The following is a 12,747-nucleotide window of genomic DNA, read 5'->3' as shown; positions in this document are numbered from 1 at the left end:
ATTGGCAGCGGGGGGTGGCTTGGGCTTCAATAGAGATGTGCCTGTCGCCAAAGGAGTGAGCGCTCGATGTCCCAAGCGCGCCGCATCTTCTACCTGATCCTCGCCGGGACCAGCTTCGCCCTGGGCGTGATCGGCGCCTTCCTGCCGCTGATGCCCACCACCTGCTTCATGCTGGTGGCGGTGTGGGCAGCCTCCCGGGGCTCGCCGCGCTTCGCCGGCTGGATCCGTGCGCACCCGCGCTTCGGCCCCACCATCGTGGCCTGGGAATCCGAGCGGGCGATCCCCCGCCATGCCAAGTGGCTGGCCGGAGGCATGCTGCTGTTCTCGATGGTGGTACTGGCCCTGGTGATCGGCGCGCTGTGGCTGAAGCTGGTGCTGATCCTCGGTCTGGCCGGGCTCGCCGGCTGGATCCTGACCCGCCCGGAGCCGGTCGTCGACTCCTGAGCGTCCCTCGGGCGGTATCGCCGTACCCCGTAGCGGAGTTGACGACGGCACTTTGAGGTCGAGGCAGAGAGGGCCGTACAATGGCCGGCAACCTTCACAGGAGCCATCCTCGATGTCCGAACCTCAGCCGATCCATCTCAGCGATTATCGTCCCCCCGCCTACCGCGTCACCCACACCGAGCTGACCTTCGACCTCGATCCCTCGGCCACCCGGGTGAAGGCGCGCCTGCACGTGGAGCGCCACCCGGAGCGTGAGGCCGGCGAGCCGCTGGAGCTCGACGGCGAGCAGCTGGCGCTGAAGGCCATCGCCATCGACGGCCAGCCGCTGGGCGACGACGAGTATGCGCTGACCGAGCAGGGCCTGCGCATCGAGCGGGCGCCGGAGCGTTTCCTGCTGGACACCGAAGTCGAGATCGCCCCCGAGGCCAATACCGCCCTGGAGGGCCTCTACCAGTCCGGCGGCATGTTCTGCACCCAGTGCGAGGCCGAGGGCTTCCGGCGGATCACCTTCTACCCGGATCGCCCCGACGTCATGGCGACCTTCTCCACCACCGTGATCGGCCGCCTCGACCGTGAGCCGGTGCTGCTCTCCAACGGCAACCCGGTGGAGCGTGGCGAGCTGCCGAACGGCCGCCACTTCGTGACCTGGGAAGATCCGCATCCCAAGCCCTGCTACCTGTTCGCGCTGGTGGCGGGCGACCTCGAGAAGGTCGAGGATCGCTTCACCACCATGAGCGGCCGCGAGGTGACGCTGCAGATCTGGGTCGAAGAGGAGAACCTCGGCAAGACCGATCACGCCATGGCCTCGCTCAAGCGCGCCATGCGCTGGGACGAGGAGACCTATGGTCGCGAGTACGACCTCGACCTGTTCATGATCGTGGCGGTCAACGACTTCAACATGGGCGCCATGGAGAACAAGGGGCTCAACATCTTCAACTCGGCGGCGGTGCTGACCCATCCGCACACCGCTACCGATGCCGCCTTCCAGCGCGTCGAGGGTATCGTCGCCCACGAGTACTTCCATAACTGGTCCGGCAACCGCGTCACCTGCCGCGACTGGTTCCAGCTGTCGCTGAAGGAGGGCTTCACCGTCTTCCGCGACCAGACCTTCAGTGCCGACACCAACTCCGCGCCGGTGAAACGCATCGAGGACGTGTCCTTCTTCCGCACCGCCCAGTTCGCCGAGGATGCCGGCCCCACCGCCCACCCTGTGCGGCCGGACCACTACATCGAGATCGGCAACTTCTACACCCTGACCATCTACGAGAAGGGCGCCGAGATCGTGCGCATGTTGCGCAACCTGGTGGGCTGGGAGGCCTTTCGTCGCGGCAGCGACCTGTACTTCTCGCGCTTCGACGGGCAGGCGGTGACCATCGAGGACTTCGTGGCCTGCATGGCCGAGGCGTCCGGTCAGGACCTCGACCAATTCATGCGCTGGTACTCCCAGGCCGGCACCCCGGAGATCGACGCCCACGGCGAATACGACTATGCCAACGGCGCCTACCGGCTGCTGCTGCGCCAGCGTACCCCGGCCACGCCGGGGCAGCCCGACAAGGCGCCGCAGCATATCCCGATCCGCCTGGGCCTGGTCGGCACCAAGAGCGGCCGCGACCTGCGCCTGACCCTGGACGGCGAGTCGCTCGGCACCGACGGGGTGATCCACCTGCGCGAGGAGGAGCAGGAGTTCGTCTTCACCGACGTGGAGGAGGCCCCGGTGCCGTCGCTGGCGCGCGGCTTCTCGGCGCCGGTCAAGCTCAATTTCCCTTACTCGCGCGAGGACCTGGCCTTCCTGCAGACCCATGACAGCGACGGCTTCAATCGCTGGGACGCCGGCCAGCGCCTGGCGCTGCTGGCGCTGGACGACCTGATCGCCGCGCATCGCAACGGCGTCGAGAAGGTCATGGACCCGCGGGTGGTGGAGGCCTTCCGTGAGCTGCTCAAGCGCGAGACCGACGACAAGGCGGTGCTGGCCGAGATGCTCACGCTGCCCTCCGAGGCCTATATCGCCGAGCAGCAGCCGCTGGTCGACGTGGACGCCATCCACGCCGCCCGCCAGTTCGTGAAGCAGTCGCTGGCGATGGCCCTGCGCGACGACTTCCTGCGCGTCTATCAGGAGAACGTCGGCGACGCCCCCTATGCACCTGAGCCCGGGCAGATCGCCGCGCGCAGCCTCAAGAACGTGGCACTGTCGTACCTGGTCAGCATCGAGGACGAGGAGGGCATCGAGCTGGCCCGCCGCCAGTTCGAGGCCGACCACAACATGACCGACGTGCGCGCCGCCCTGACGCTGCTGGTGCATTCCAGTCGCGACGAGCTGGCCGACCCGGCGCTGCGCACCTTCGGCGAGAAGTGGGCCCACGACCCGCTGGTCATGGACCAGTGGTTCAGCGTCCAGGTGTCCCGCCCGCAGTCCGATGCCCTGGAGCGGGTCAAGTTCCTGATGGACCACCCGGCCTTCTCGCTGACCAACCCCAACAAGGTCCGCGCGCTGATCGGCGCCTTCGCCCAGAACCGGGTCAACTTCCACCGCCTCGACGGCGAGGGCTACCGGCTGCTGGCCGACGTGGTCATCGAGCTCAACCGCCTGAACCCCGAGATCGCCTCGCGGCTGGTGACCCCGCTGACCCGCTGGCGCCGCTTCGACGAGACTCGCCAGGAACTCATGAAGGGTGAGCTCGAGCGCATCCGCGAAGAAAAACTCTCGCCGAACGTGTATGAGGTGATCGAGAAAGCCCTCGCGTAATCGCGACATTCGCTCGCGAGAACGACAAGACGCCGCCCGGAAGGGCGGCGTCTTTTTGTGCGCGGGGCGAATGCTTCGGAGTGATCAGTTGATCAGCCAGCTCAGTACGCTGACGCCCAGCAGCACCCAGATCAGGGTGGCGACCACGGCTCGCCGGCGCAGGGCCGAGAAGGCCTTCCACAGCAGCCACAGGCCGAGCGCCAGCACCAGCAGGCTGAGCAGGTTGGCGGGAATGCCGAGGCCTCCGGCGATGCCGCCGATCAGGCTGCTGGCGGCGTCGTCCAGGCCGTTCAGGCCGGCGCCGAGCGCATCGACGATGAAGCGGATGACGTGGCCGATGAACTGGCCGATCGCGGTAAAGAAATCGTTCATGCGCGGGAGATCTCGAGACGAAGGGCGTCGGGGACGGCGCCATAGGGTACCACGCCCGCCGGGGCGTGCGTGGTGGCCGTCAGCCCAGCTGACTGGTGCGCGAGCTGAGTCCGGCCTCCTCGGCGGCGCTGTCGGCCAGCGCGCGGCCGGCCTCGTCGTAGACGTGGAAGACCGCGCTGGCGCCGAGCTCGCGGATCGGCTCGATCTCCTCGGGATATTCCACCACCGCGGCGATGCGCCCGGGGAAGTGGCGCGAGCGCAGTTGTTTCAGGGCGGCCAGATTACCGGCATGGTGGGGCATGGCCAGCACCACCAGGCGCACCTCGGAGGACATCAGCAGCTTGTCCCAGAACTCCGAGTCCACGGCGTCGCCCTCCAGGGCGTTGAAGCCCATGGCGGTGAGCCGCTCGATGCTCTTGGGGTTGCTGTCGATGCCCAGCACCTGCAGGCCGTACTCCTTCTGCAGGCGACGGTAGACGCCCTTGCCGATGCGGCCCATGCCCAGCACCACGGCTTCGGCGTCGCCGACCTCGATGGGGCGGTCGCTGGGGGTGAGGTCCCGTTCGTCGATCTCGGGCAGGCGCGGCTCCAGCCAGCGATAGAAACGCTCGCCGAAGCCGTTGACCACCGCCGAGGCGGCGAAGCTCAGCGCCACCGCCAGCGACAGCACCACCAGGAAGCGTTCCGGCAGCCAGCCCTCGGCAGTGGCGAGCGCCCCGACGATCAGGCCGAACTCCGAATAGTTGGTCAGGCTCAGGGCGGACAGCACCGAGGTGCGGTGGCGCATGCGGAAACGCATGAACACCAGCTGGTAGAGCAGGCCCTTGAGCGGCAGGGCCAGCACCAGCAGCAGTGCGGTGCCGAGCAGCTCCCAGCTGGGCATGGCGGTCAGGCCCAGGCTCAGGAAGAAGCCCACCAGCAGCAGCTCCTTGAGGCTGAACATCGAGCGTGCCAGGGCCTGTGCGGCCGGGTGAGGCGCCAGCAGCAGGCCGATGACCAGCGCGCCCAGGTCGCCCTTGAGCCCCACCGACGAGAACAGCGCATAGCCCATCACCAGCGCCAGCAGCATGCCGAACAGCATCTGCATCTCGCCGTGGCCCAGGCGGTCCAGCAGCGCGCGCAGCGCCGGGGCCAGGGGAATCAGCAGCAGCAGGCCCAGCGCCCAGGGGCTCGGCAGGGCGCCGGTGGAGGCGGTGAGGAAGACCACGGCGAAGATGTCCTGCATGATCAGCACGCCGATGGCCAGGCGGCCGTAGGCGGTCTGACTCTCGCTGCGCTTCTCCAGCACCTTGACCACGAACACCGTGCTGGAGAACGACAGCGCGAAGCCCAGCAGGGCCAGGGTCGACCAACCGGCCTCGGCCAGCAGCGGCAGGCTCAGCCATTTCAACAGCCCGAGCAGCGCCACCAGCGCCAGGCTGGAGAGCAGCATGTGCAGGGTGGCGCCACCCCAGACGTCGCGGCGCAGCAGGGTGCGGATGTCGAGCTTCAGGCCGATGCTGAACAGCAGCAGCGTGACCCCGACATCGGCCACCACCTCGAGCAGCGGGGTGGAGGTGAAGCCCAGGGCGTTGAGCACGAAGCCGCCGGCCAGGAAGCCTACCAGGGGCGGAAGGCGCAGGCACATGGCGGCGAGGCCGCCAAGGAAGGCCGCCAGGAGGAAGGCGGGTGCGATCATGACAACTCCCTATGTCGCGGTGGTCGATAAACGATGCGAGAAGACAGACAGTGTAAGGAAGTCATAGAGTGAATGGGATTCATCCATCGAGCATGCTGGCCGGCCGTGAAGCGGCCATGACGACGATCAAGGACAAGGAACGCGAGACCATGGCAATGCTGATCCTCAACGGCAAGTCGGCGCAACTGCCGGCGGTGCGCCAGGCGGTGAGCGCCTGCCGCGAGGCCGGCGCCGAGCTCGCGGTGCGGGTCACCTGGGAGGCCGGGGACGCCGCGCGCATGGCGGAGCAGGCCGGGCGTGACGGCCTTCGGCGGGTGATCGTCGGCGGTGGCGACGGCACGATCAACGAAGCGGTCAACGGCCTGATGCGTCTGCCGGCAGAGGACCGCCCGGGGCTCGGCCTGCTGCCGCTGGGCAGCGCCAATGACCTGGCCGGTGCCCTGGGGCTTGCCCAGGACCCCTTGGCCGCGCTGAAGGCGGCGCTGTCGTTGCCGTTGCGGCCGGTCGACGTGCCGGCGCTCGACGGCCGTTATTTCCTCAACATGGCCACCGGCGGCTTCGGCGCCGAGATCACCTCCTCGACGCCCAAGAGCCTCAAGCGACTGCTCGGCGGCGGGGCCTATTCCCTGATCGGAGCACTGAAGGCCTGGCAGTATCGTCCCTATCCGGTCCAGCTGCGCTGGGCGGAGGGCGAGCGCGAGGCGTCGCTGTTCGTGCTGGCGCTCGGCAACGGCACCCGCTCCGGTGGCGGTCAGCACCTGACGCCGGCGGCCCGCATCGATGACGGTCAGCTCGACGTGCTGATCCTGAGCGACTTCGCCTCGCTTGGCGACATGGTGCGGATGCGTCGCGAGCTTCAGCGTCGCCCCGGGGAGGGCACCTTCGTCGAGACCTTCCGTACCACCTGGCTCAGCATCGAGGCGGAGACCGACCTGCCGCTGACCCTGGACGGCGAACCCTGCCACCGCCGGGCCTTCCGGGTCGAGGTCGAGCCGCACGCGCTGTCGCTGGCGCTGCCGGACGACTGCCCGCTGCTGTCGAAGTAAGCGACTGGCCAGCCGGCCTCGGGCGCGGCATCATGAGGCCATCCTGGCTCAAGGAGACGTGCACATGTTGACCCCGTTCCATCTCGCCGTGCCGGTCCGCGACCTGTCCGAGGCGCGGCGCTTCTACGGCGAGCTTCTGGGCTGCCCCGAAGGGCGCAGCAGCGATACCTGGATCGACTTCGATCTCTACGGTCACCAGTTCGTCTGCCATCTCGACCCCGCCCTCGGCGAGTCGCCCCGGGAAACCCATCGCAACCCGGTCGACGGGCACGGCGTGCCGGTGCCGCACTTCGGCGTGGTGCTGGAAATGGCCGACTGGGAGGCGCTGGTCGACCGGCTGACCGATGCCGGCATCCGCTTCGAGATCGAGCCCTATGTGCGCTTCGCCGGTGAGCCGGGCGAGCAGGCCACCATGTTCTTCCGCGATCCCAGCGGCAACGCCATCGAATTCAAGGCCTTCCGCGACATCGCCGGGCAGCTGTTCGCGCGCTGAGGCCTGTCTTGCGGTGCCCGTCGCCCTTTGGTGCAATGACGTTCGACACCCATCGAAGAGAAGGAAGGCCATGACCCCCTGGAAACCGCTCGTTCTGGCGGTCGCGATCGCCCTGGCAGGCTGCGGCAACGACGAGGGCGAACCGAGCGACGAGACCGCGCCCGCCGGCGATGCCACGAACACTGCGCCTGCCGTCGAGGAGGGGAGTGCCTCCGAGGCTGCTGTCACGGCGGCGCCGGACCGGGACGATGGCGCCGACGCGGCGTCCGACGCCGAAGCGTCCGTCGAGGGCGAGGCCGAGGAAGCCGCGCCGGCCAGCGTGCCCGAGACCGCCGACGCCGTGCCCTCGGGCGAGATGGCGCCGCCTTCCGAGCAGGAAACCGAGGCCGAGGTCGAGCAGATCCTGAAGGACACCGAGCGTCGCTTCGAGGAAGCCAAGCAGAATATCGACAGCCAGTACGAGGAAGTCTCGCGGCAGACGCCCGACGAGGCGTCGCTGCCGGAAATGGACGCCGCGGACGCGAGTCAGCTGGACGATGCCCTCGACCCCGAGCCCATGGCGACGGATGGCATTGCGCCGACCTCCGATCCCGAGGTCGAGGCGATCCTCGAGGAGACCGAGCGCCGCTTCGAGGAGGCTCGCCGCAAGATCGACGAACAGTTCGAGCAGGCCGAGCAGGGCGTGCCGAGCGAGATTCGCGAGGCCACGGAGACCCCGCCGGATAGTGGCGACTCGCTCGATGACGAGGCGAGCGGTGGCGATTCGGCCTCGCCCTGAGACTCGAGCGCCCACGAAAAAGGCCCGCCGGACGGCGGGCCTTTTTCTACTCGAACCGCCGGCATGGCCGGCGGTCGATCGTCCTGTCGGTCGAGTTTACTCGGCGACGCGAACGTTGGAGGCCTGGAGGCCTTTCTTGCCCTGAGTCACTTCGAAGGAGACCTTCTGGCCGTCCTGCAGGGACTTGAAGCCTTCAGCCTGAATTTCGGAGAAGTGGACGAACAGGTCATCACCGCCGTCTTCCGGAGAGATGAAGCCGTAGCCCTTGGTGTCGTTGAACCACTTGACAGTGCCAGTTGCCATTGTCGATTTCCTTAACAAACTAAATATTGATGCTGGGTCGTATTGGCCGTTTCACACGGCACGAGCCCGTCTTGCGTGGGCAGACAAAGAAGAAGTGCGCACCGGGTGCATCGAAGGAATCGAAGTACAACTGACGACTTTCTACTTGCTAACCTACGCAGCGGATAGTGCATCAGCGCCAGGGTTGCGTCAACAACGTGCCGCAGTGAAACTGGTGCCTCCGCCCGCTAGGTCAATGTAGCCACTCAGCCCCCGGGCGTCCAGCGACCTCCAGGGCATCGACGAGACTTTTCCATGGAACACACTCGCATCGCCTCTCAGGATACCCACAGCAAGGCCATCGGCTATCTGCTGTGGCTCTTCGGCTTCCTCGGCGCACACCGCTTCTACTACGGCAAGCCGGTCACCGGCACGATCTGGTTCTTCACCCTTGGCCTGCTCGGCATCGGCTGGCTGATCGACCTGTTCCTGATCCCGGCCATGGACCGGCAGGCCGACCTGCGCTTTCAAGCCGGTCCCACCAACTACACCCTGGCCTGGCTGCTGCTGACCTTCCTCGGCGCCTTCGGCGTGCACCGCTTCTATCTGGGCAAGTGGGTCACCGGAGTGATCTACCTGTGCACCCTGGGGCTGTTCGGCCTGGGCGTGCTCTACGACTTCTGGACGCTCAACGACCAGATATCCATGCGCCACGCCAAGCGCGGCGTGTTCGGCGGGTGAGGGCGGCCTGATGTGGTTCGACGCCCAGTTCTGGCCCTTCCTGGTGGCCATCACCCTGCTCAGCATCACCCCCGGCGTGGACACCCTGCTGGTGATCCGCAACACCGCCCGCGGCGGCGTGCGTGACGGCGTGCTGACCAGCCTGGCGATCTGCGCCGGGCTGTTCGTGCATGCCACCGTCTCGGCGCTGGGCATCTCGCTGATCCTGCTGCAGTCGGCCTGGGCCTTCTCCGCGCTCAAGCTGGCCGGCGCCGCCTATCTGATCTGGCTGGGGATCGCCAGCCTCCGTGAGGCGCGCCGCGGCCAGGGGCTGCCGGTGGGGGCGGTGGACGGCGAGCGCCAGCGGGTGCCGGCCTGGCGGCCGCTGCGCGAGGGGCTGCTGTCCAACGTGCTCAATCCCAAGACGGTGGTCTTCTACATGGCCTTCCTGCCGCAGTTCATCGCCCCGGGCGATCCGGCCCTGGTCAAGTCGCTGTGGCTGGCCGGCGTGCACTTCGTGATCGCCAACGTCTGGCAGATCGCCGTGGTGCTGCTGGTCGGCCGTGCCGGCCGCTGGCTGGCGAGCCCCGTGCTCGCGCGCTGGCTCAACGGTCTCACCGGCGGCGTGCTGGTGGCCTTCGGCGCCAAGCTGGCGCTGACCCGGGCGCCGACATAGCGCTGACCCGGGTGCCGACATAGCGCTGACCTTGGCCCGGCCTAGCGCGAGGCGCTGATTCGCCGGTCCGGTATCCGGCCCTGAATCGATAAGGCCCGCCATTCGGCGGGCCTTCTTCTTTTCTACTTGTCGGGTCCCGTGTGATTGACTACCCGCTTGGTGAATAACTCCGGCCGCTTGGCCTGCCATTCCTTCATCGCTGCAATCGGTGATTGATGATGCAGCGCCTTCTGAGGGATGTGGTGATTGTACAGCCAAGCGTAGCGTTTGAGCGTCTGCTCCAGATCCTCGCCTGAGGTATAGCGCCGGGTCGCCAGCACGTCACTGATGCGGCCGTTGAACCGCTCCACCATACCGTTCGTCTGTGGCCTTCCCGGCTTGATCAGGCGATGTTCGATATCATGGGCCTGGCACTCCTGGTCGAAGGGGTGGCGGCCGCTGGGCTTGCGCTCACCTGCCCGTGTGAAGCGATCGGTGAACGACTTGCCGTAGTACCTTCGGAACAATCTGGTGAGCGGCAGCCATCGTGANGACGCGGTGAAGCGCCTGGCCGATGCCTGCCCCAACCTGATCGGCTTGAAGGATGGCAAGGGCGACATGCAGGCCCTCAACCGGATCATCCGCACCGTGGGCGACCGGCTGGCCTACGTGGGTGGCGTGCCCACCGCCGAGATCATGGCCGAGGCCTATCTGGCCGTGGGTGTGAACACTTACTCCAGCGCGGTGTTCAACTTCGTGCCCGACATGGCGGTGACCTTCTACAAGGCGCTGCGGGCCGGCGACAGCGACACCGTGCGGCGCATTTCCCGCGACTTCTTCCTGCCCTTCGTCGATCTGCGCGACCAGAAGTCCGGCTATGCGGTCAGCCTGATCAAGGCCGGTGCCGAGATCATTGGGCGTCCCGCCGGCAGCGTTCGCGCGCCGCTCGAGATGCCCAGTGTCGAAGAGCACAACAGGCTCGCGGCGCTCATCGAGAAAGCCAAGGCGCACTGATTCCTTCCATCGCTGCACGTGAGTGCCACGGGTCGCCCTCGATCGTTTACTGACGGGGAGGGCACCTCGCGAATCCTGCTGGAGAACCTCAATGCTGAGCCATAGCACGCCCACGATCACCGACATGCGTGTCATCCCGGTCGCCGGCCGCGATAGCATGCTGCTGAACATCGGCGGGGCGCACTCGCCTTACTTCACTCGCAACCTGATCATCCTCGAGGACAGTGCCGGCAATGTCGGCGTGGGCGAGTCGCCCGGGGGCGAAACGATCCAGCGTTCGCTGGAGCAGGCCCGCCCTCTGGTCGTCGGCCAGTCCATCGGCAAGCTGCGCTCCATGGTGTCGTCTCTCCAGGGAGCCGGGCAGCGTGCCGACTTCGAGGATTTCGGCAAGGGATCTTGGACCTTCGAGCTGCGCATCAATGCCGTGGCCGCGCTGGAAGCGGCGCTGCTGGATCTGATGGGCAAGTTCCTGGGCGTGCCGGTGGCGGAGTTGCTGGGCAACGGAAAGCAGCGCGACAGCGTCGAGGTGCTGGGCTACCTGTTCTTCATCGGCGACGGCCACACTACGCCGTTGGACTATCGGCGCGGCACCGAAGGCATGACGCATGACTGGTATCGGCTGCGCGATGAAGCGGCGATGAACCCGCAGCGTGTCGTCGAGCTCGCCCGCGCCGCCCATGACCGCTATGGCTTCAAGGACTTCAAGCTCAAGGGGGGCGCCCTGCCCGGCGAGCAGGAAGTCGAGGCGGTCACGGCGCTGCACGATGCCTTTCCCGAGGCCCGTACGACCATCGATCCCAACGGAGCCTGGTCGCTCGATGAAGCGATCCGTTTGTGCAAGGACCTTCATGGCGTGATCGCGTATGCCGAGGACCCTTGCGGCGCCGAGCAGGGGTTCTCGGGGCGCGAGATCCTGGCCGAGTTCCGCCACGCCACCGGGCTGCCGGTCGCCACCAACATGGTCGCGACCAACTGGCGCGAGATGGCTCATGCGCTGATGCTGCGCTCGGTCGACATTCCGCTGGCCGATCCGCACTTCTGGACGCTCTCCGGAGCGGTACGGGTTTCTCAGCTTTGCCAGGACCACGGCATGACCTGGGGCTCGCACTCCAACAATCACTTCGATGTGTCGCTCGCCATGTTCGCTCAGGTCGGTGCCGCCGCCGTGGGGCGCACCACCGCGCTCGATACCCACTGGATCTGGCAGGAAGGCGATGCTCGGTTGACCCGCAACCCGCCGCAAATCGAGGCGGGCCGCGTGGCGGTCACCGATGCCCCCGGGCTGGGCGTCGAGCTGGACATGGCGCAGGTAGAGCAGGCTAACGCCCTCTACCGCAGCCTGCCGGCCGGGGGACGCAACGATGCGATGGCGATGCAGTACCTGATCGATGGCTGGACCTTCGATCCCAAACGTCCGGCCCTGGTGCGCTAGGCGCGCCTTTCGGTCGTGGCTCCGGCAGGTGTCCGCCGGGGTGCAACCTTGATCTCCACTCAGGCAAGCCAAGAGGTGAATACAATGAAAAAACTGCTGAGCACGCTGGCGGTGACCGCCACCTTCGCTATCGGCGGTCATGCCATGGCGGATGACTATCCCACCAAGAGCGTCAACATGATCGTGCCGTTTTCCGCCGGCGGCGGAAACGACACCTTCGTGCGGGCCTTGCAGCCACTGCTCGAGGAGCAGCTGGGCGAGAGCCTGGTGATCCGCAACATTGCCGGCGGTGGCGGTGCCGTGGGCATGTCCCGTGCCGTCGCCTCCGAGCCGGATGGTTACACCCTGCTGGCGGCGAGCAATGCGATGCTGACGCTCGAGGCGATGGGTAACGTGCCGTTCACCCATGATGACTTCGACTTCATCGCCAAGGTCGTCGATGAGCCCTACCTCCTGGCGGTGGGAGAAGACAGCCCCTACCAGGATCTCGAGGCTCTGGTCGAGGCCTCCGCCGAAGGGCCGATCAAGGTGGGGACCTCCGGGGTGGGCTCCTCGGCCTACATCACCACCAGCGCCATCGCCAACCGGACCGGTGCGAATCTGAACCCGATTCCCTATCCCGGCGGCTCCGAGGCGATCTCCGCGGCGATGGGCGGGCACGTTGACGCCGTCGTGCTGGGCGGCGCCGAGCTGCGTTCGGCGTTGCAATCCGACCGCCTCGAAGCGCTGGCGACGACCTACGGAGAGCGCGGCGAGAGTCTGCCGGAGGTGCCGACCTTCAAGGAGTCCGGCTATGACCTCGTGCTGTCGGTCTGGCGCGGCATTGCAGCGCCGAAGGGACTGCCGCAGGAAGTGAAGGAAGAGTGGGTCGCGGCGGTTCAGCAGATCGTCGACGACGGCTCTTACGAGGAGACCGCCAGCAACCTGGGCACCAAGCTGTCACCGCTGTTCGGCGACGACCTCGACGCGTTCATCGACGAGTCCTCCGTCATCATGCGCGAAGCCGCCGGCGACCTGGCGAAGTAACGCGATGCTCGTCGCGTCGCCGTCCGGCGGCGCGACGACGATTCGCAAGGGTGGTTTGCACGGC

General features: G+C 67.1%; 12 protein-coding genes and 2 pseudogenes. 10 read left to right on the top strand and 4 right to left on the bottom strand.

Annotation, left to right across the window (positions count from 1 at the left end; all coding sequences use genetic code 11):
- The first annotated feature begins 66 nt into the window (after positions 1–66).
- Both UN84_RS13390 and pepN read left to right on the top strand, forming a co-directional pair.
- Positions 67–444, top strand: coding sequence for a YbaN family protein (locus tag UN84_RS13390; protein WP_035593123.1), 378 nt, complete (start codon positions 67–69; stop codon positions 442–444).
- A 112-nt stretch (positions 445–556) separates the two neighbouring features.
- The gene (gene pepN, locus UN84_RS13385; RefSeq protein ID WP_046078169.1) at positions 557–3,187 is read left to right on the top strand and encodes an aminopeptidase N; all 2,631 of its coding nucleotides are present in this window, start codon (positions 557–559) and stop codon (positions 3,185–3,187) included.
- A gap of 84 nt (positions 3,188–3,271) precedes the next feature.
- Here the strand turns inward: pepN and UN84_RS13380 are convergent, their stop codons facing one another.
- Together UN84_RS13380 and UN84_RS13375 are read right to left on the bottom strand one after the other, a co-directional pair.
- A complete protein-coding gene (locus UN84_RS13380; RefSeq protein ID WP_046078168.1) occupies positions 3,272–3,559 on the bottom strand; it encodes a hypothetical protein in 288 nt (95 codons plus the stop codon).
- A 79-nt stretch (positions 3,560–3,638) separates the two neighbouring features.
- Positions 3,639–5,237, bottom strand: a complete 1,599-nt coding sequence (locus UN84_RS13375) for a cation:proton antiporter family protein (protein WP_173835015.1) — start codon at positions 5,235–5,237, stop codon at positions 3,639–3,641.
- Positions 5,238–5,353: 116 nt separating this feature from the next.
- Here UN84_RS13375 and yegS point away from each other — a divergent pair, with 116 nt between their 5' ends.
- The 3 genes from yegS (at position 5,354) to UN84_RS13360 (ending at position 7,554) form a co-directional block, all read left to right on the top strand.
- The gene (yegS, locus tag UN84_RS13370) at positions 5,354–6,283 is read left to right on the top strand and encodes a lipid kinase YegS (RefSeq protein ID WP_237022326.1); all 930 of its coding nucleotides are present in this window, start codon (positions 5,354–5,356) and stop codon (positions 6,281–6,283) included.
- 64 nt (positions 6,284–6,347) lie between these two features.
- Positions 6,348–6,776 (top strand): VOC family protein, encoded by a 429-nt coding sequence (locus UN84_RS13365; RefSeq protein WP_202020700.1) that lies wholly within the window; start codon positions 6,348–6,350, stop codon positions 6,774–6,776.
- A gap of 70 nt (positions 6,777–6,846) precedes the next feature.
- Positions 6,847–7,554 (top strand): hypothetical protein, encoded by a 708-nt coding sequence (locus UN84_RS13360; RefSeq protein WP_046078166.1) that lies wholly within the window; start codon positions 6,847–6,849, stop codon positions 7,552–7,554.
- Between the two features lie 96 nt (positions 7,555–7,650).
- Here UN84_RS13360 and UN84_RS13355 read toward each other — a convergent pair whose 3' ends face one another.
- A complete protein-coding gene (locus tag UN84_RS13355) occupies positions 7,651–7,857 on the bottom strand; it encodes a cold-shock protein (RefSeq protein ID WP_016853765.1) in 207 nt (68 codons plus the stop codon).
- A 294-nt stretch (positions 7,858–8,151) separates the two neighbouring features.
- On the opposite strand from UN84_RS13355, the gene UN84_RS13350 reads away from it, so the two are divergent.
- Positions 8,152–8,577 carry an NINE protein gene (locus UN84_RS13350; RefSeq protein ID WP_035593112.1) on the top strand — a complete coding sequence of 142 codons (426 nt, stop codon included), beginning with the start codon at positions 8,152–8,154 and terminating at the stop codon, positions 8,575–8,577.
- 10 nt (positions 8,578–8,587) lie between these two features.
- The gene (locus UN84_RS13345; RefSeq protein ID WP_046078165.1) at positions 8,588–9,232 is read left to right on the top strand and encodes a LysE family translocator; all 645 of its coding nucleotides are present in this window, start codon (positions 8,588–8,590) and stop codon (positions 9,230–9,232) included.
- Positions 9,233–9,354: 122 nt separating this feature from the next.
- Here UN84_RS13345 and UN84_RS13340 read toward each other — a convergent pair.
- Positions 9,355–9,720 (bottom strand): annotated as a pseudogene (locus tag UN84_RS13340) (integrase core domain-containing protein); the annotation flags it as partial.
- Positions 9,721–9,769: 49 nt separating this feature from the next.
- On the opposite strand from UN84_RS13340, the pseudogene UN84_RS13335 reads away from it, so the two are divergent.
- The 3 genes and pseudogenes from UN84_RS13335 to UN84_RS13325 form a co-directional block, all read left to right on the top strand.
- Positions 9,770–10,225 (top strand): annotated as a pseudogene (locus UN84_RS13335) (dihydrodipicolinate synthase family protein); the annotation flags it as partial.
- 91 nt (positions 10,226–10,316) lie between these two features.
- Positions 10,317–11,657 carry an enolase C-terminal domain-like protein gene (locus tag UN84_RS13330; RefSeq protein ID WP_046078933.1) on the top strand — a complete coding sequence of 447 codons (1,341 nt, stop codon included), beginning with the start codon at positions 10,317–10,319 and terminating at the stop codon, positions 11,655–11,657.
- A gap of 84 nt (positions 11,658–11,741) precedes the next feature.
- Complete coding sequence (locus tag UN84_RS13325; RefSeq protein WP_052719329.1) at positions 11,742–12,683, top strand: tripartite tricarboxylate transporter substrate binding protein; 942 nt, start codon at positions 11,742–11,744, stop codon at positions 12,681–12,683.
- Positions 12,684–12,747: the final 64 nt, after the last annotated feature.

It is taken from the genome of Halomonas sp. HG01 (assembly GCF_000968715.2).
GTDB classification, from domain to species: Bacteria; Pseudomonadota; Gammaproteobacteria; order Pseudomonadales; family Halomonadaceae; genus Halomonas; species Halomonas halophila.
Note: the sequence above shows the minus strand (reverse complement) of the source record. Positions and strands in the feature narration are given on the sequence as shown.